The following is a 19515-nucleotide window of genomic DNA, read 5'->3' as shown; positions in this document are numbered from 1 at the left end:
GCTAATCACCATCCATGCCGCTTTGTTAAACCAGCATCATCTTAGACACCCACACTTATTTGATCCCCGTCATTCTTCGTCTGTTCAATATTTGATCAATCTATTTGGTGTTCTATATTGAAAGCTCAACTTCCAAGGAGGGAATGATGTGCCTAACCATAAAAACCAAAAACGCGCTTCTTCACGTCGGAACCATTGTGGTTCTTGCAGTCCATGCCGCTTTGTTAAACGATGTCAGTTATCCCATAAGACTGGCAGAGTCCCTTGGCTTCGTTTAAGCAAATGGATGATCTTTCTCACCTCACTGCTGCTTCAATATGACCCTGAAATGACGGTGTCATTTTCGTTGTTATCTTAATCGGTACCGCATTAGCTTTAGCCTGCTGGGCGAGATTTACTCGGCAGGCCAGGCTGTTGTTGGTCATCAGGGTGCATTTTTAGTCAATGGAGGACGTTAAATGCCGAAACCGCGTAAACAACAAATTAGTCTGTCAGATACCCCGTATTACCATTGTGTGTCCCGTTGTGTACGTCGTGCATTTTTGTGTGGAGACGACAAGGTAACGGGAAAAAGCTACGAACATCGTCGATATTGGGTAGAAGAGTATTTAGTTTTCCTTACCCAAGTGTTTGCGGTTGAGCTGTGTGCCTATGCGGTGATGAGCAATCACACCCATGTGGTGTTGCATGTTAATGCCGAGAAAGCACAAAGTTGGAGTGATCGCGAGGTGATCGAGCGTTGGCATCAACTGCATAAAGGGACCATGGTCACGCAGCAGTTTATTAAACAGGGCTTTGTGGCCGAGTATCTGCAGCCTTTGCTGGATGCCACGGTTGCAGAGTACCGAGCTCGCTTACAGGATATCAGTTGGTTTATGCGGGAGCTGAACGAAAGTATTGCCCGCCGTGCTAATCGAGAGGATGGTTGTACAGGGCGTTTTTGGGAAGGGCGCTTTAAATCACAGGCTTTGTTAGATGAAGCGGCTTTGGCGGCTTGTATGGCCTATGTGGATTTAAATCCCGTGCGAGCAGGGATGGCAGAAACGCCAGAAGTATCGGATTACACCAGTATCAAACAGCGTGTAAAAGCGGCGAAAAATGGACAGCAGCCGAGCTATTTGATGCCTTTTGTCGGGAACCCTAAAGAGCATCAGCCAGAGGGGTTAACCTTTGCGCTGCAGGACTATTTGCAACTGGTTGATTTGACTGGCCGTGTGCTAAGGGCAGGCAAGCGTGGTGCGATCGATTTGAGCTGTTTGCCGGTGTTACAACGCTTAAATATTACCTCGGAATGTTGGTTAAAGATCGCCAACGAGTTTGAGCAGCATACGTATACTGCCGTCGCGACAGAGCAGGTGATGGCGGACTATTGTGCTAAGCATGCGCGTAGGAAATTAAAGGGGATTGTTGCAGCCTAGATATATCGGGCTAGGACAGCCCTACAGCATTGTAGGACCGCGCTGTGCGCGGGAGGTTTCGCTCGGGAACCGAGCTCCTACAGAGGCTGTCTTGTTATAAAAGTAGGAGGGGTATCTTACCCCGATCGGGATCGCATCATCGGGCTGGGACAGTCCTCCCACAAGAAAAGTTTCTCTTACAGAGGTAGTTTTTTGTAGGCGGGGTATCTTACCCCGATCAGGGATTTAATCGGGCTGAGACAGCCCTACAGCCCTACAGCACTGTAGGACCGCGCTGTGCGCGGGAACTTTTCGCTCGGGAACCGAGCTCCTACAGGGCTGCTTTTTGTAGGAGGGGTATCTTACCCCGATCAGGGATTTAATCGGGTTGGGACAGACCTCCCGCAGGAGCGATGTTGCGGCGTTTTTTAAGTAAGTTGGTGAGCTTTTTCTTTTGGCCTAGTATTGGGCTTTCCAGTAGGTGCCAAGAAATCACGGACAGTGCCAGTGTGATGACAGTCGCCCAGAGCACCATGCCAAAGAAGCCAATATCGGTCCAGTGGGACAGGCACTGTTGCACGGGGAAAGCATAGATATACATGCCGTAGGAGTAGTCGCCGAGCTTGTTAAAGGCGAGGATTTTTCCTTTGGGTAAGTAGGCGAGTACTAAGACCGTATAGACGATGGTAAAGGTGCCGTAGATTGGGTAAATACTGGTCGTGCGTAAGAATTCCACGCCAAGAATCAGTACCAGTGCCCAGCTAGCTTTTAGTGGAATGCTATCGCGATAAGCGTAAATCACACCGCCTATAAAAAAGGCGAGAAAGAATAGATTCTTAAATAGTTCGTGGCGTTCGCCGCTAACGCTGTAACCGTCCAGTAGCCAGTAGGCCCAGATCAAGATCGCCGCCAATAGCAATGGGCTAAGCCAGCGCATTTTTTCTTTAAAGAGACGAGTCAGTAACCAGGCGCTGTAAAAGAAAGCGATGGTGACCACGTACATGCGGGTTTCCAGTGGCAATGTCCACAGGGAGCCGTTGACCGCATTAGGATAAGGGTTATCAGAAAATACTCCAGGAAGGGTGTATTGGGTGCGGTTGGTTAGTAGGTTTACATTATTGAGATATGACCAAGTTTCCGGGTGGCTGAAATACTGTCCTAGACTCAGCTCGGTTGCCAGTGGACCAACAATAAAGGCAGTCAGTACTAACACGACCAATAACGCCGGTAAAAGTCTAAGGGCGCGGGCAATGATGTAGGAGTTTAAGCTGCTGCTGCGACACATGCTGCGATAGATTAAAAAGCCACTGATGGCAAAGAATACCATAACGCAGAACTCACCCATCGACACCCCCAAATAGTGGAGCAAGGGATCGCTTAGGGCATAGGTCTGCTCGGCCAGTGGCACGCTGTGGAATACGAGTACGCCCCAGGCGCAGAGCAAGCGAATAAGATTGAAATTATTGTTGGTGCTGTCCGTGAATTCACCAACATAACGCTGATGTAAGCGTTTCTCGGCCATTAAAAACTCCAGGGGAATCGGTTTATTAGGTTACTCAGTGCCTATTATCGGGCTGGGACAGCCCTCCTACAAGGGTTTTGTCGGATTGGGGGAGTTCCCAACAAAATACCGCCGTAGGACTGCGCTGCGCGCGGGAGGTTTTCGCTCGGGAACCGAGCTCCTACAAGGCAGTCCTTCCGGTAAACATTGTCCTAAGACAGTATTTGATTTTAAACCATGTAAAAAGTAAGGTTTTTATGGTTTTTTAATTCTCCTGAAGCAGTACTCTATTGGTAACAAGGATGTTACACAGGAGTAGGATATGACGATCTTATTTTTTCATTTCGATGGCACGACCAATGGACCGGAAGATGCCTACGCGCAAGCTGATCACGATGAAAGTATTTCCAATGTTTTAAAATCACACCTGTTAATGGGGGGCGGTTTGAACGTTTCCAGTGGCCGTTTAAGTGTGGACTCTGTTAATCGCTCTTTTTATTACTCAGGGATTGGGACCTATGGTAGCCCGTTGGAGCGTTGGTTAAATGCCTCTTTTGCATTTGAAAACGCGGATGTGGCGCAGATTTTGAGCCGCGCTTTGTTGGATTTTCAATGTCATTACCATTCAGCAGTGGAAAAGATTGTCTTGATTGGTTTTAGTCGTGGGGCAGCGTTGGCGAGGCGTTTTGCCGCGTTGATTAACCCTTTTTTACCTAAGCCCATGGTGATTGAGGCGGTGATGGATACGGTGGCGTCGATTGGCTTGCCCAATTTAGATCCTGCTCAGCGTCCGGCGAATGAGGTGGTGTTTGAGGAAGGTGGGCGTTTGCCAGAGTGTGTCGATTCGGCGTTGCATTTATTAGCCTTAGACGAGCAACGTTTGGCATTTCGCCCCACACTAATGAGTCACGATTCTCGTGTGGCGGAGGTCTGGTTACCCGGTGTGCACAGCGATGTGGGCGGCGGCTATCGCAAGGATAGTTTGGCCGATTTAAGCTTTTCGGTGATGTCTGGTTGGTTGCATAAAAAGCTCAATATGCACCGTGAATACCTTTATCACCGTGTGGATCAATTACCGCTGTTGAGCGGTGGGGTTGAGGACTATCGTCATTGGTCAAGGTTACTCGAGATGACGCCGTCCATCAGTGGTAGCATTCATTTTCAAAGCCGTCCAAGAAGTCTGTCAGAGGCCACTTTAGCGCCGCGCAAGTGTTATGTCTGGCGTGATAATGAGCCCTGTCGACAAAGTCCTCCGCTGTGGCATCGCAGCGTGTTTCAACGCATGTTGCATGATCCCGCCTATCGTCCTATGGCGGATATTCCGATTCCCCCGTTGGGTTGGGTGATGTAATGCGTTTGCTAGAAGAATGCCTTTGGATGTTTTAGGGGCTTTGCTAAGATATGGCCTCTCTTAAACAGGGTGGCCATATGATTACGACGTCTTACTATTCTTCCTCGCGCTACAGTACCTCTAACAACGGTTATGATGGGGTGGTGCGTATTGCTTCCAATGGTTCTGTGGGCACAGGCGCTTTGCTTTATGATGGGCGCGCGGTGCTGACTGCGGCACATTTGTTAGATGGCGTGTCGAGTGCCGAGGTGACTTTCCTGATTAATGGCGTCAAGACGCGCGTTTCAAGCAGTGATTATTTGCTTCATCCCAGTGCTGATACCACAGCCGCTAATAATGATCTGGCGATCCTATGGCTGGACTCGACACCGATTACCGCTGAGCGTTATCAAATTTATCGCGACAGTGATGAAATTGGGCAAACCTTTACCATGGCAGGCTTTGGTCAATATGGTGAGGGTGCTAGCGCGACCCGCTATAACGGCTCGGATTCTGTACGCTATAAAGCACAAAATACCTTTGATGTGACTGGCGATGAGTTTAAGCAAGGCTTGGGCAGTGAGATATCTTGGACGCCTGCCAGCGGTACCCAGCTATTAGCGGATTTTGATAATGGTTCTGCGGCCAACGATGCGTTTGGCATGCTGCTAGGCGTTAATGATCTTGGTCTTGGCGCAGACGAGGGCCTGATTGCACCAGGAGACAGCGGTGGCTCGGCGTTTATAGACGGCGTGATTGCTGGCGTTGCGAGCTATACCGCGTCTGTGTCGACTTGGTGGGCGGACACAGATATTGATGAAGTGACCAATAGTAGTTTTGGTGAGCTGGCTGCGTGGCAACGGGTAAGTCATTACCAGCGTTGGATTGATCAGAGTGTCCGGGAGCATTATGACTCTGCCCCAGAGTCACCGGCAGAGGTTCAGCTGGAAGTGGTAGAAGGCGACAGTGGTAGCAGCTATGCCTATTTTATGGTGTCTTTTAATGGTGATCGCGGTATGGCGGATGACATTATAAGTGTGGATTACCAAACTCGCGATGGCTCAGCCACCGCAGGGGAAGACTACCTCGCGCTGTCAGGCACCTTGAATATTTATGATGATGAGAGTTATGCCTTGATTGCTGTGGAAGTTTTAGGCGACCAGACGGTGGAAGATGATGAGGCCTTTTATTTGGACATCACCAATCCGTTGGGTGGCAGCTTCGGCGATGGTGTAGTCACGCTAACGGCGATGCGTACCATCTTGAATGATGATTTAATTTAGTAAACTTAATGCAGCTGTTTAGACATTGGTCTAAGTCTCTGGACAGTCTAGTTCATTTATAGTGTGATCCCTCCCTAGGATTTTTATGCATGTTCACGGATGAATAGCGCACTTTACTGAAGTCGTATTGCGATTCTCCGTGGACAATTATTTTTCACAGGGAGTTCAATATGATTACTCAAGAACAACGTGATGAGTTGTTAACACTTATCGTTGGTACCTTTGGTGCCGCACCTACCGCAGAAATTATGCAGCAACTTGAAGAAGGAATCGATCAAGGTGCTACGCTAGAGCAATACTCTGAGTCCTTTCTTAACTCACAAGAGTTTGCCGACCTTTATGAATCTCCTGAAGCGTTTGCCCGTCAGCTGTTAGGCGACTCCATTTCGGAAGACGCTTTAGAAGAAGCCAGCAGCTTTTTGATGAATTCCATTACCAATGGCGTCAATGTAGGCGACTTATTGCTAACGTCCATTAATGCGATCAAAAATGTGCCAGAAGATGACCCTGTTTGGTCTGGCGCCAGCAAACAATTAACCAACAAAAAAGCCGTCGCGGAAATCTTTATTGAGCGTACCGCGACGACGTCTGACTCTGATGACAACCAAAACGAAGGCGAATCAGGGGAAGGTGAGGAAGCGACAGCGGTCATGGACTTTGCCGCGATGCGCTCGGTACTGCGCTCAGTAACCAACGATGACAGCACTGTAGCAGTGGTCCGCGAGGTAATTAACTCAGGTAGCCAGCGCTTGTTTAACCCAGAAGTTGAAGTGATGGAGATTGTCGAAGAGCTTGGTCTTGAAGTACCTGGCCTTCCTGAGGTTGAAGTGCCGGTTGAGGTTCCAGGCCTTCCTGAGGTTGAAGTGCCGGTTGAGGTTACGCCATCGAGACCGTCCACTCCAAGTGGTGAATCTAGTGAGACCAGTATTCACGATTTGATTGCCGACTACGCCGAGTTTTCGGGCAGCCGTGCTGGGGAGATTATGGATGCCGCGGCCGCTGCAGATTTACAGAATGCTCTAGATGGTGAAGATACACTGGATCCTGACACTCAGACAGAAGCCTATGATGCGGCCGTGGCTGCTTACAGTTTTGATGAGTTTGATGAGGAAATCGAGTTAGCAGAAGCGGTTGAAGCCGCGTACCCCTCAGCGCTAAGCATGTTAAGCTTTGATCAAGCAGCAACCGTTACGAGTTACAGCATGGACAGCTCATCATTAGTAATACTAGATGGCTATGCAGAAGACACTGTTTTGACCGATGAGGCGGTAGCGGGCTTATCTACTGCGGTAGACACTTACCTAGCTGCTGCAACGACGAAATATTCAATGGATGGCGAGTTAGTGCTGGATGCCGAGGGTAATCTGAGCGATAACTTTGCTGCCGTTTACTCCGCAGAAGGTGTGTTGAGCTTAGCGGGTGAAGAAGCGGATTTGATCGGCTACATTCGCACAGAGATTAGCTTTGCCGATGGTGAACGTTACCCGCAAACCGATTACAGCTATGTTAGCTATTGGGAAGGCCAATCAGATAGCGATATTACTCAGGTAGAAGATGGTCAACAGCCTAGTCCAATGGGAGAGGAATACCCTGTAGATATTTCTGCTCCTGATCGTATTGCCTTTACCCTTTCCGAAGACTTAAATGGTGTTCTCTCGATTGGCGGTGTTGAGTTTGATGTGGTCGATGGCCTGATTCCAAATCTATCAGATGATAGCTTTACATATGATATTACCGGTGTGGAGGAGCTTTCTAACCCATTTGGCGGCCATAACTTTACTATCAATGGCAACATCAATGTTGAAGACAATAGCGCTACGCCTGTTGACCTTTCTGAGCTGGCGGTGTCTTTTACCCCTGCTTTAGTGGCGGGTAATGTGCTGCTGACCGAGGATTTGCTATCGGCCTCCGATATGGAAGCGCTGCTAGCCCAATCTGAGTCTGACTTATCTGATGATATTACGCTAAATGGCACCGACCTAGCGCTTGTAAAAGAGCTTGTGGAAGCGGTTTCGTCGATGGCAGATGATGATACAGTTGTTGGCTTTATGACGGTCGAGTACGTAAATGAGCGATTGGATTATATTGAGGAACTGGACGATCAAACCAGTGCTTTAGATTATTTAATCCAAAGTCTAGCGATTGGCTCTTACGATGATTCATTAGATACGTCGGTGACCGATATTCTGGACTTGATTGTGGCGCGACAAACACTCAAGGAAGCGGTTGAACTGGATTTAAATAACTACAGTAATACGCTTGAGTCGGAAGTAGACCTTGTTGCTCAGCAAATTATTGAAGAGCGCGATGAGTTGACGACCACTGTGTCCTCTTATGAGGATAATCAGGAACATATTGATCAATTTATTGCATGGAGTGATGAGTTCTACAACGCAACTGCCGAGTTGAAAGAGAGCTACAAGGATGTGATCTATCTCAATGTTGATATAGACGCTGACTTAGAGGCAAATGATGAACTTGCTTATAACGGTCCAGCTGACCTACTGGTATACAGTCCAGATCAAGCCTCTTCTGTGATCAATAACTTTGCTATGGAAGATGATCTGTACCTAGGTACTGATACTGTTTTCCATGTTGTAACCGCTGAAAGTATCGCAGCAGATGAGTCCTTTGAAGCACCGACGGGTGAGGTGTCATCGACAGAGCTTGTGCTTACATGGATTCAACACAGTGCTGAAAGCTTTAGTAGCTCACAAGTGGATGCTTTTGCCTTTAGTGATGGTGGTGATGGCTATATTTGGGTGGAGCAAGCTGCTGACTCAGTCTCAAGTGCGGTTACGGCCGATGCATTTAATCAGATTACCCTCACCGGTGTTGAGGCTGACTCAATGACCATGACGGATGGCTTTATTTCTCTAGGGGCCTTACCAGTTCTTTAATAGAGCAAAACCTGTGATGGTAGGACCGCGGTCCCAGCGGGAACAGGCTGTGGGAATGCGATGGCCTTTCCTGCGCAAAGCGCAGTCCTACAAGGTGTGTAGGACCGCGGTCCCCGCGGGAGCAGGCTGTGGGAATGCGATGGCCTTTCCTGCGCGAAGCGCAGTCCTACAAGTGATGTAGGACCGCGGTCCCCGCGGGAACAGCCTGTGGGGATGCGATAGCCTTTCCTGCGCGAAGCGCAGTCCTACAGGTGATGTAGGACCGCGGTCCCCGCGGGAATCACCATAGACTTACCCAATCAATTCATTGATGCCTACAATCTGCCCACCAAACTGCACAAATTCGATGTCCACTAGGGTATCCACTTCTGTATAAGCGCCTTGCTGGTAGGTCAGGGTAATACTGCCATCGTCTAGCTGGGCAATCGCATATTCAGCATACAAGTGTTGTTGCACTGCAGTATCCGTACCTTCGCCACCATCGAGCAAGTCATTACCATGGCCACCAATCAAGGTGTCATCGCCAGCGCCACCGTATAGGTAGTCATTGCCGATCTCAGTGGATAGTCCCGTTTCCCCCAATGTATCCGTTAGAGCTAATTGTAGTAAGCCTTGCTCATCAGCCAGCTTAGCTTTAGCTTGCTGGGACTGGGCAAGGTTTAGGAATAATTCCCCTAGAGACTGGCCATTAGTAAGGTTTGTGAGCACCTCAGAGATGGCGGCATCCGTGACATCGTTCGTGAGCCAGAAGCTACTCAATAGCGTAGAAACCTGCTGCTCTGCTGATAGTGAACTAAAGACTGTGTCTTGCTGAGCCACCCAAGCTTGCGCCGTGATATTCGCTAATTCGGCAACGCTAAAGCTTGAACCAGCAAGACCGGTTAAGTCGCTCGCACTGCTTAGTTCACCGAAGATACTTTGATAACTGCTGGCAATCATTTGTAGGCGATCGGCATCCATCGCTAGGAAAGCGTATTCAGCGGTGGCTTGCAGCATCAAGCCAGCATTCATTACCACGGCAATGTTGTCCTCGCTTAAATCCATCCCTAGGGCTTTACCGTCGAGAATCATCGACGCTTGGCTGTACCAATCGCCGCTGAAAGTAAGCGGTTGAACCTCGTCACCCCAGGTATCGCTAGCGGTAAAGCTCGTTACTATTTCACCTGCACTGTTTAGCGAGAAGGCGAGTGCGCCTTGAGTCGTCTGGCCGCCTTGTAGCACATCGTTACCCGTGCCGCCGTAAAGCGTATCATGGCCGGTACCACCAAAGACGATGTCATCGCCACTGTCGCCATACAATAGGTCATCGCCACCTTCAGAGCCGATGGTGTCGTTGCCGCCACCGCCATGCAGCTCATCGTCGTCTGCGCCTAATTTTATAAAGTGGCTTTGACTATCGCCACTTACATAGTTATCACCGGCGCCCCCGGTTACGGTTGCGCTGCCGATAACCGAAGCGAATTCGATATTATCCAGCTGCAAGCGAGTACCGGTCACCGTTCTAAGATCAATAACAAAGGCTTCGGTATTGCTTGCGTTAGATGAGCCTGTAATAACGATAGGAGCGTTGCTCACAGTGCTCGGATTAGTCACTTTAATAGAGTTCACAAACACAGTGTTAGTGGTTGGGACCGTGCTGAAAAAAGCTGTGCCTAAGCTCTGCGCCAATTGCGAGTCTTCTGAATCACCGCCGACATCTTGAAGCAAGCCGTTTAAATTGGAAGCTTGGTTTTGTGAGCTGGCGGTGTTGCTGGAGAGCACTTGTACGCCGGAGCCAGTGGGTAGGCTGAGTGTTGTGACGACATTAGCAGGGTTGCCTGGTTCAAACTGGAACGGTAGATCGGCATTGACCGAAGTGCTGTCGGTATCCTGACGGTCTGGCGTGACGGGAGCCACTGTCACCACCTCTACTGTATTACCTTGGCTATTACGCTGAGTTTGAGTACTGACTGTTGTACCATCCACCACGGAGGTTTGTGTTGGTGTGGATGACGACGGACGGCTGCCGACATTTATGGTAATGGTATTGGCGCTAACAGAGTCGGTGGTGTTGTCGTTTACGGTGAAGGTAAAGCTGGCATAATCATTACCTGTGCCACCGCTTTCTGGGGTAAAGGTCAGATTGCCGATATTGGCCGCTGAAATTACTTGGTTTGCCGTAACATCAACATCGTTTAGTTGGAAACTACCGACGGTTGGTAGCGTGGCGATCTCAATACTGTCTAACGTATCGCCGGTATCCACATCGCTAAAGCCAAAGTCAGACTCTTGGAAGGTGTAAGTACCGTTATAAGACACTGACTTAGTGGCGTCGGCAGCGGTTGGGGCGTCGTTGACGGCATTCACCGTGATGGCGGCTGTATCGGTTACCGCAGACAGACTGCTGGTGCTTCCATTCGTTGAGGCATCCAAGGTTGAGCCAGCGGTTTCTGTGCTGGTTTTGTCCCAAGCGCGGAACGTAATGTTGACGCTACCGTTGTAATTGGCATCTGGTACAAAGCGTACCTTGTTGGCACTGTCGAGCAGCATAGCCTGGGTTGAGATATCAACCGCTTGGCCAGTGGTAGCAGAGAAGTCATTCCAGTTGGTACCACCATCTGTACTGTATTGCCATATACCATTGGTGTTGTCCACATTGGTGACAGCAATGGCTTCCACCGCACCACCGTCGGCATCAGTAATCGAGTTATCGACCACCAAATCTGCAACCGTTGTACCTGTGTTGCTAGCATTGGCCACATCTTCATCAATCGCTGTAAGGGTAGGGCTTTGTGTGTTGTCTAATACAGGCGCATCGTTAAGTGCCGAGATAGTTACGGTCGTTTGGTTAGTGCCTGAGCTATTGCTAGTGCCGTCGTTGAATGTCCAATCTAAAGTCACAGACGCTGCCGGTGCTTCAGAGCTATTGGAATAGGTGATGCTTTGTAGCGCTTGGTCAACTAAGGCTGACGTTGCCGAGCTGTTAAAGCTTAACGTCAAAGTCCCAGCAGAATTAGCGGTAACGGTACCGATATCCGTTGAGCTAATGGTTAAGGTACCACTTTCGGTTAAGGTACCACCGTTTAGACCAAAGACATCGTTGGCGTCAGCACCGCCATTACGAGCAATGGTTAGCGAAGCGCCGTCATAGTTACCGGCATTGGTATTGAGGGCATCTAGCTCGGTATCGGCAATGGTGACATTGCTGTCGATCACCACCGCAGAGCCATTTTCAGTGAAAGTTGGTGCACCATCTAATCCAGTAAAGACTGGTACTTCATTGGCGGCTCCCAGTGTAATTAAGGTATCACTGCCTGAATCCGCCACACTGTCAAAGTCTAAAGTGCTGCTTAGGTCACTGCCAAGATTAATGCTGATTTCGGGGCTTGCAAAGGTCGTAGCATCTGTATCAATTTCAAGATTGTTGCCATTAAAGCGAACATTCGAGGTGGTTAGCCCCGTAATCCCTGTTAGACGGATTTGATCCCCAACAGACAGATCGGTAATGGAATCACCGTTTAAATCAGAGCTTGATCCCTGGAAGACATCGTTGTCATCTCCACCCGTTAAGCTATCTGTGCCAGCGCCCCCTTTAATAGTATCGGCACCCGCCCCGCCAGAAATCGTATCATCACCCGCTGAACCGTTTAGGGTTTGTGCACCTGAAGAGGCAGTAATGATAAAACCATCTGTGCCAGTATCGCTTGCGGTTAATGTTTTACCATCAGCCACAGCAGCGGTTAACGTAATCGTCTCGGCACCACCACTTGCGGTTTGAATAACCTCAATAGCTCCTAAATTAGTGCCTGTGAGTGTGCCAGTACCGGTCAGAACAATCGTTTCTGTGCCGGAAGCCGTAATCGTTCCAGTAAAACCATTTAGTTGTGCCGTGGTCATGGTGACCGTCGCACCCGAAGCGATGGTTAAGTTTTGGAAATTACTCACCGTTGCGGCGGAAATGTCAGCACCATTACTAAGCATTAAGGTGTTATTCGTGCCCGTGCCACCGTTCAGTGTTCCCGTTAATGTCTGGGTGCCAGCATCTACAGTGTCATCACCGGCACTGCCCGTGACGGATTGATCGTTATTTAATGTTAGTGTTGCCGCGGCGCCAAGTACGTAACTTTCAATATTCGTGTGAGCAGTGACCGTAGCATCGCCATCCATTGACGCTAAAGTGATGGTCTCTGAACCACCTGCTGTAATGGTGCTGAAGGCTTCAAATTGTGCTTCGGTCATGGTGACCGATGCGTTGCCTGCCAACGTAAGCGATTCGAAGCCTGAGACGATAGCACCGGAGATATTTGATCCAGTGGTTAACTGCAGCACATCGGTGCCGTCTCCAACATTAATAGTGCCCGTTAAGGTGGCCCCCTGAGCGGTTACGGTATCATTACCAGTGCTACCGGTAATATTCTGCGCACCACCTGCTACTGTGACCGCGTTGGCAACCCCTAGGACATAGGTTTCTATATTCGTATTGGTTTGGAAGCCATTCGTTGCGGCAGTAATCGTGATTTGTTCAGTACCCGAGCCGTTGATGCTGGTGAATGCATCATGCTGTGCTTCGGTCATGCTCACAGAAGCACCTGATGTTAATGTCAGCGTTTCAATACCAGAAACCGTGGCACCTGCAAGGCTAGCGCCATCGGATAGGGTTAGCTCATCGGTTCCCGAGCCAGCGCTGAGGTTGCCTGTTAGCGTTCTCGCACCACCATCTATGGTATCGTTGCCAGTACTGCCGGTGATGTTCTGGCCATCCGCACCGAGGGTAAAACTGTTGGCCGCACCTAAGACATAGGTTTCGACATTGGCATGGCCGGTTAGCCCATCGGTGGCACTGCTGATGGTGATTTGCTCTGTGCCAGCGGCATTGATCGTAGCAAAAGTGTCATGTTGAGCCTCAGTCATGGTTACAGAAGCGCCTGAGGCCAGCGTTAGTGTTTCAATATTGGAAACCGTGGCGCTAGAAAGGTTTGCTCCATTTGATAATGACAGTTCATCGTCCCCACCTTGCCCATCTAGAGTCCCCGAGAGTGTTAAGGCACCGCCGTCAATGGTGTCATTACCACTACTGCCGGTAATATTTTGGCTGCCAGTGCCAAGAGTAAAGCTGTTTGCGCTACTTAACACATAGGTTTCAATATCGGCATCACCCGTCAGACCATCTGTCGTGTTCGTAATGGTAATCTGATTGGTACCTGTGCCATTGATGGTAGTAAAGGCATCGTGTTGGGCTTCGGTCATGGTGGCATTAACGCCACTGTCTAGTGATAAGGTCTCAAAGCCTGTAGCGCTTGTAGCTTGGGATAAATCTACCCCAGTTGCGGTAATGGATAAGATATCTGTGCCGGCTCCACCCTCGATAGTCGAGCCCACTTCATGGCCTGCTGTGCCAATGGTTAAAGTTTCATCACCGGCACCGAAGGTAATACCAGGTGTTAAATTAGTACCATCGGTGGTGTTGAACGCTGCGGCGGTACTGGCTGCTGCTGTCACATCGGTGACACTAACCGTTGTTTGGTTAGTTCCAGAGCTGTTATCGGTACCATCATTAAACACCCAATCTAGCGTGACACTGGCGTTGGGCTGGTTTGAACTGTTTGAATAAGTAATCCCCTGAAGTACAGAATCAACTAATGTACTGGTGGCTGTAGTACCTGAAGAAGTAAAGCTGATCGTCAATGTACCACTAGACTGGCTAAACGTCGCAAAGGTTTGCCCACCAGACTGCAGGTTAGAGCCACTCAGAGAAACACTACCACTAGAAAAACCAAACACATCATTGGGGCTGGCACCACCATTACGGGAAATGGTTAGCGTGGCACCAGAGTAATCACCATTAGCGCCATTTAAAGCATCCAGCTCGGTATCGCTAATCGTAGCATTGTCATCAATGACCACTGCGGAGCCTGCTTCGGTGAAAGTAGCGCTACCATCTAGGCTTGCAAACGCTGGAGCGTTATTGGAAATCACTGCCGGCGCAACGGTAATGGAGGCAATTGCAAACTCTTGAAAATCAGGATCATCAGTAGTGTAATCAACAACGATTTTACGCACTGCTCCCCAAGCAGCATCATTGCTCCAGTCCCCAGAACCCATGGTATAAGTAACAAAGGAGCTTGCATCGCTGGCAGCCCAGTTTAGTGACGTAGATACAATTTCTGTTCCCGAGCTGTTAAAGCCTCGAATGGTAAAAGTATCTCCATTGCTGTCTGCGCGCGAAGCCACTCTAAACGCTTCAAAGCTAAAATCACTGTCACCAGTAACTTGGAAGCCGTTACTGTCATTATTAAAATCAGGGCCGCTTTGTGTTGTTGGAGCGACAACTTGCCCCCCTAAACCAATAAGTTGAAGGTTGGTAAATTGGTTTGAACCTTCACTGCCATCACCATAGTCGAGAGTTAGAGTTAGGCTTGGGACGTCAGTAATGCCATCGCTTCCATCCACCCAATCATCTTTTTTGGCATTATTGGTGTAGTAGCTAAATTCGATAGTGGTGGATAAATGGCCCGTGTAGGAAGTTTGAGCTTGATCAGAGATACATAACGTTGCTTCGATGGTTCCAACTTGTATCCCCAAGTCCCAACTATGTACATTATTTCTATTACCAACGAAATCTTCAGATGCGGCAATATCAGCGCCTGATAATTGGCTAAGCTTATTAATAAAGTTTAGACCTGCTTGGTTGGCTGCTACTTCACAGCCGTACAGTAGAATATCGCCATTTTCAGATAGAGCACTGCCGATGGACTGCAACGCTGCTTGGTATTGATCAATAGTGTCGTTATTTAAAGAGGTGTTACCTAGATAAACAGTGCCCTCTGCACCGTGGGAGATAATGTGTAACGCATCAATGTCTGAGCGGCCATCCAAGTACTCTGCCATCTGTAACACACCGTCTTCTTCCGAACGGATAAAGACAACCTTAGCACCTTCAGGCAAACCACCCAGTAGCGTGCCTGAGTCTGGAACGGATTGATCAATAAAAACGATTTCATTGCGGATGTCGGAGGATGTCTTAGTTGGTATGCTCATATGGTTTTCTCAGATATAACGTACAGGCAAGGAGTGATTAGAATAACTTGCTATATATTTGCAAAGTTGTATTACTAACACACCTTGGGGTTCTATGTGAATAGCCAGCCCAAAAGGCTAACACTTCATTACACTGAGCGAGAAACGCGACAGTTTTTACATTACATGTATGAATATGATAACTGCTAACTTGTTACCCAATGAGCCCAAAATCACTAACCTTGATCTGCAAGCGTATTTAACTCATTTACATCTTCAACCTATTGCTCAAGATCTAGAGCGACTGTTTTTGATACTACGCAGCCGACTAGATACTCCTCTAGCGCAAAAGCAACCCAGCAAGTTAGGCAAGCCCTATCCACTGGGGCAGTGCTTGGAAATTTCTCAGGCATTTGCTGAAAAGTTAGCGGCGGTTAACGTGGCTGATTTGAAAGAACCTGCCATGCAAAACGCTTTTCTGGCGCTACAAAAGTTTACAAAATCGGGCGGTGAGCTGCGTCAAGTGTGGGGCGACCTGCGCGGGGATTACTTTCAAAATGCGTTTATCTTGGGAGTTTGGTATGTGGATGTGGCCAACGATACGGTGAATCCTAATAAGCCGTCTGTTGAGATTTTGCCGTTTGCCGAGTCGGGGTTAAGGCCGATTCAAAATTTTGCCCACTTTGCGGTGATTGCGAAGCGCTACTGGAAAGCAGTGTGTTTACCGAATCTGATCTATCCAGAGCTGGCGCCTTTTTTCCCTTTGATAGTGCTGCAGCCCAATGCCGCGCCTCAGCTCCATGGCATGTTTGATTATATGATTGCCTTAACCATGGGCAGTGAGTTTCGCATGAGCGAAGAAGCGCTTAAGGCATTGCCCTTTCCGGAGCATCTGTATGCGGCGATGGCTGCCCAGAAAGGAATGGATCTTGGAACCGCACGCGAGCAATCGTTGGCGGCTTGTAGCCAAGCCAGAGCGCTTGGGCATCATCTATCAGAAGATGCCCGCCATCGTGCTATTCAAAACGCCTTGCAGGTGAATCACTCCCTTAAGGCCTTAACCGTTCGTTTTTAAGACCAGCCTTCTTTTGCTTTTGAGTTTGAGCGCTGGGGCTTCAATCAAGTGCCAAGAGAGCATGGCGAGCGGCAGGGTCAGTACGCTGGACCAGAACACCATGCCGATAAAATCAACGCCCACCCAATAGGCGAGGCTTTGCTGAACGGGAAAGGCGTAGATATACAAGCCATAGGAGTAATCACCGAGGCGATTATAGTGTCGAATCTTACCCGCTGGGCGATAGGCCAAGACTAAGGTTGAGTAGGCAATGGTGAAGGGCACATAGACAGCTGCGATGACACTGTCTTTTAACCAAGGGGTGGCGCTCAGTAACAGCAGCATCAGTAACCAGGATAATTGAATCTTAGCGCGATAGTTGTATAAGTTCGCCCCGATAAAAAAGGTGCTGATAAACAGCAGAATATCGAACCGAAGCTGTTGCTGCTTACTTAAGAAATGCGCCCCGATTACACAGATAGCAACACTCACAACGATTAAGGTCGCGATACCTAATATGGGCTTTGCCTTAGGTGCAATGCGCAGTGTCTGCTTTTTAAGAAGCCAAAACCCCACAGTCATCACATACATCCAGGTTTCAAATGGCAGAGTCCAAATAGAGCCATTGACCGAGTTTGGAAATGGATTGGAGGCAAATACATCGGCTAAAGGAAATTGTGTGCTGACATCCAGAAGGTTAAGGTTCAATAAGTAGCGCCATGTGCTGGCGTGTGCAAAGTACTCACTCAAAGGCAGTTGAGTGGCCAGTGGCCCCAAAATAAACACAGTGAGTGCTAATACCACTAGCAAAGCTGGCAGCAGTCGCAGCGCTCGAGCCTTGCTGTAAGACATCAGGCTACTGCTGCGAAGTAGACTGCGCTGGATTAAAAAGCCACTGATGGCAAAAAATACCATCACACATAAGGTGCCTAACGAGATGCCAAACAATGCTTGCGCGGGGTCGATAATAGGCATGCTAGAGCCTGACAGCACGTAACTGTGCGCCACTAATACGCCCCATGCGCACAAGATGCGAATCAGATGAAAGTTGTTATCGCTGCTTTCGGCGGCGATGGCTAGCGGGTGTGCGTGGTTGCGGGTGGTCAAGCGGCAGTCCTTATATTGTTCGGCTTTTGTATAGCATATCAAAAAAGCGTGTCATAGCTGTTTAAGCATTTGCCTAGGGTGTTTGTCGTGTCATTCGTATCACGGCATAATAGCTGCCAAATATTGATTAGGATGAAGGAGTTTGCGTAATGCCAAACTGGCAAGCACTAAGCAAAGAGAAACATGCAAAGGCTGGTTGGGTCTCTCCAACGGGCTACCCCCAAGCCAAAACCGATGCCATAGCGCCTTTGTTGGTGGCTGAGCTAAGTCATGCCTTGGCCTACTACCCAATCGTTCTGGCACCCGTCGAGAACGGTGGCTTTCGTTTAAACGTCCTATTGTCTCTTGAAAGCGGTTCAAACCTGTTTGTCAATTATCAGGACAAGTGGATGGTGCCTTATGTGCCGGCGGTTTACCGAAGCTACCCGTTTAACATGATGCTAAGTGAAGAAGGCAAACATGTTCTAGCGGTGGATGTGGAGTCAGCTTTCTTTCATGAGCAAGCGGAAAGCAGTGATCAAGCGGTGCTGGATGATGAGGGTCAACCGGGTGAGTCATTAAAACCGATGATTGGTTTTATGCAGCAGCGTTTGCTGCAACAGCAGCAAACCGATGCACTGGTGCTGCAACTTGTTGAGAAGGGTCTGGTAGAAGAGTGGCCGATTCAGCTAAAAGTCGGTCCTGCAGAAGAAGACGTTCGTAAGCTGGGTGGTTTATTTAGAATTAACGAACGCAAGCTGCAAGAGTTGCCTGAGTCAGACATCAGTGCACTGGCGAAATCAGGTGCGTTATCGATTGCCTATGCACAGCTATTCTCACAAGCTCGTTTAAAAGAGATGCAAGCGCGCTTTATTCAGTTTAAGCAGCAAACACAAACGGCTGCTCCAGTGGAACAAGTGGATCTAGACAAGCTATTTGATGGCGAATCCGATAGCGATGTGTTTTCTTTCTAGCCCGTTCTTGGGACTGAATGCCGGAGCGGACACTGTCCCACTCCGGCATTCAAACAGACTAGATCAAGTCCATGGGTAAGTCTTCTACAACACCTGTCGGTGCGACAGGTGCTGCGTTATATACCGAGCTCCAATCCATATTACTGTAGCGCGCCGCGATGGCATCAAGATCAATCCCCGCCACAATATTATCGATATAGTCGTCAAAATTGACGCTATTGAAAAACTCAATATAGCCGTTTATGTCAAATTCACCATTACCGATAGAAGCCAAGTAATCAGTGATCGATGCTGGGAAACTTGAGCCGCTGTCTAGGCTGATACCATAGCTTGCGAGAAGATCAGCGTAGGCTGATAGGTCGAGATCATTAACGCTGGATTCAGTCTCGCTACCTAAGTAGCTGTCAGTGTCGTCCCAAGTCCAATCCGAACGACTAAAAGTGCTATCAAATTCCGCCCCAGTAATGGTTTCATACCAGTCTTTGAAGTCCGTTAGCCAGCTGCCATCTTGGGCATATTGGTTAGCTAGGTCTTGTAGACTAGACGCCCACGCGCTCCAATCAAACGTTGCTAGTATGTCCGTCAGTTGATCGCCCCAAACAGACCAGTCGAAGTTATTCAACGTATTCTGGTAATCGGTAATCAGCTGCCCCCAATCTCCTGTTGCAAGAGCGTTCGATTCTAGATCAAGGATGCCTTCAAGGCTTAAATCAAAGCTGTCAGCAGATGGGGTAGTCGGCTCTTCGTTGTTACTACTGAGCACAGGAGCTTCTGAGCTGGTATCCAAACCAAAGCTGTTAAAGAAGCTTCTAACTTCGCCAGCATTGATAGCAGGGTCATCTAGGATCTCTGCTAGCATGTCAAAGCCAATAGCGTTTTGCGCAGCGATGTTATAAATCACCTCAGGCGTGCTGACGTTATTTAAGATAAATGTACGCGCTTCGTCTAGGCTAACGCCTAATTGATTTAATAATTCTTCCGTTGTCATTTGCGG

10 protein-coding genes are annotated in these 19515 nt (G+C 48.8%); 6 read left to right on the top strand and 4 right to left on the bottom strand.

All coding sequences use genetic code 11. From position 1 onward, the window contains the following. Nucleotides 1-458 precede the first annotated feature (458 nt). Complete coding sequence (locus tag MAQ5080_RS01885) at nt 459-1418, top strand: transposase (RefSeq protein WP_067204739.1); 960 nt, start codon at nt 459-461, stop codon at nt 1416-1418. 358 nt (nt 1419-1776) lie between these two features. Here the strand turns inward: MAQ5080_RS01885 and MAQ5080_RS01880 are convergent, their stop codons facing one another. Beyond that, nucleotides 1777-2919, bottom strand: a complete 1143-nt coding sequence (locus tag MAQ5080_RS01880) for an acyltransferase family protein (RefSeq protein WP_067204736.1) — start codon at nt 2917-2919, stop codon at nt 1777-1779. 301 nt (nt 2920-3220) lie between these two features. Between MAQ5080_RS01880 and MAQ5080_RS01875 the strand changes: the two genes are divergently transcribed. From MAQ5080_RS01875 to MAQ5080_RS01865, 3 genes are all read left to right on the top strand, one after another. Beyond that, a complete protein-coding gene (locus MAQ5080_RS01875) occupies nt 3221-4249 on the top strand; it encodes a phospholipase effector Tle1 domain-containing protein (protein WP_067204732.1) in 1029 nt (342 codons plus the stop codon). Nucleotides 4250-4299: 50 nt separating this feature from the next. After that, nucleotides 4300-5511, top strand: coding sequence for a Calx-beta domain-containing protein (locus MAQ5080_RS01870; RefSeq protein WP_197464540.1), 1212 nt, complete (start codon nt 4300-4302; stop codon nt 5509-5511). 170 nt (nt 5512-5681) lie between these two features. After that, the gene (locus tag MAQ5080_RS01865) at nt 5682-8411 is read left to right on the top strand and encodes a hypothetical protein (protein WP_067204729.1); all 2730 of its coding nucleotides are present in this window, start codon (nt 5682-5684) and stop codon (nt 8409-8411) included. Nucleotides 8412-8702: 291 nt separating this feature from the next. Here MAQ5080_RS01865 and MAQ5080_RS01860 read toward each other — a convergent pair whose 3' ends face one another. Further along, entirely contained in the window at nt 8703-15428 is a 6726-nt protein-coding gene (locus MAQ5080_RS01860) for a DUF4347 domain-containing protein (RefSeq protein WP_067204726.1), read from the bottom strand. Between the two features lie 175 nt (nt 15429-15603). On the opposite strand from MAQ5080_RS01860, the gene MAQ5080_RS01855 reads away from it, so the two are divergent. Then, complete coding sequence (locus MAQ5080_RS01855; RefSeq protein ID WP_156496499.1) at nt 15604-16482, top strand: hypothetical protein; 879 nt, start codon at nt 15604-15606, stop codon at nt 16480-16482. Here the strand turns inward: MAQ5080_RS01855 and MAQ5080_RS01850 are convergent. Next, nucleotides 16465-17568 (bottom strand): acyltransferase family protein, encoded by a 1104-nt coding sequence (locus MAQ5080_RS01850; protein WP_067204718.1) that lies wholly within the window; start codon nt 17566-17568, stop codon nt 16465-16467. The genes MAQ5080_RS01855 and MAQ5080_RS01850 overlap by 18 nt on opposite strands. 149 nt (nt 17569-17717) lie before the next feature. Between MAQ5080_RS01850 and MAQ5080_RS01845 the strand changes: the two genes are divergently transcribed. After that, entirely contained in the window at nt 17718-18521 is an 804-nt protein-coding gene (locus MAQ5080_RS01845; RefSeq protein ID WP_067204713.1) for a SapC family protein, read from the top strand. A 58-nt stretch (nt 18522-18579) separates the two neighbouring features. On the opposite strand, the gene MAQ5080_RS01840 is transcribed toward MAQ5080_RS01845, so the two are convergent. After that, on the bottom strand, nt 18580-19509 hold the full coding sequence (locus MAQ5080_RS01840; protein WP_067204709.1) for a hypothetical protein: 930 nt from the start codon (nt 19507-19509) through the stop codon (nt 18580-18582). Nucleotides 19510-19515 lie beyond the last annotated feature (6 nt).

The sequence above is a fragment of the Marinomonas aquimarina genome (genome assembly GCF_900089755.1).
In the GTDB taxonomy this organism is placed as follows: Bacteria; Pseudomonadota; Gammaproteobacteria; order Pseudomonadales; family Marinomonadaceae; genus Marinomonas; species Marinomonas aquimarina.
Note: the sequence above shows the minus strand (reverse complement) of the source record. Positions and strands in the feature narration are given on the sequence as shown.

Excerpts from the sequence above, each read along its gene's own strand:
- MAQ5080_RS01885 (WP_067204739.1), top strand. The coding sequence starts at position 459 with ATGCCGAAACCGCGTAAACAACAAATTAGTCTGTCAGATACCCCGTAT.
- MAQ5080_RS01880 (WP_067204736.1), bottom strand. The coding sequence starts at position 2,919 with ATGGCCGAGAAACGCTTACATCAGCGTTATGTTGGTGAATTCACGGAC.
- MAQ5080_RS01875 (WP_067204732.1), top strand. The coding sequence starts at position 3,221 with ATGACGATCTTATTTTTTCATTTCGATGGCACGACCAATGGACCGGAA.
- MAQ5080_RS01870 (WP_197464540.1), top strand. The coding sequence starts at position 4,300 with ATGGCCTCTCTTAAACAGGGTGGCCATATGATTACGACGTCTTACTAT.
- MAQ5080_RS01865 (WP_067204729.1), top strand. The coding sequence starts at position 5,682 with ATGATTACTCAAGAACAACGTGATGAGTTGTTAACACTTATCGTTGGT.
- MAQ5080_RS01860 (WP_067204726.1), bottom strand. The coding sequence starts at position 15,428 with ATGAGCATACCAACTAAGACATCCTCCGACATCCGCAATGAAATCGTT.
- MAQ5080_RS01855 (WP_156496499.1), top strand. The coding sequence starts at position 15,604 with ATGATAACTGCTAACTTGTTACCCAATGAGCCCAAAATCACTAACCTT.
- MAQ5080_RS01845 (WP_067204713.1), top strand. The coding sequence starts at position 17,718 with ATGCCAAACTGGCAAGCACTAAGCAAAGAGAAACATGCAAAGGCTGGT.
- MAQ5080_RS01840 (WP_067204709.1), bottom strand. The coding sequence starts at position 19,509 with ATGACAACGGAAGAATTATTAAATCAATTAGGCGTTAGCCTAGACGAA.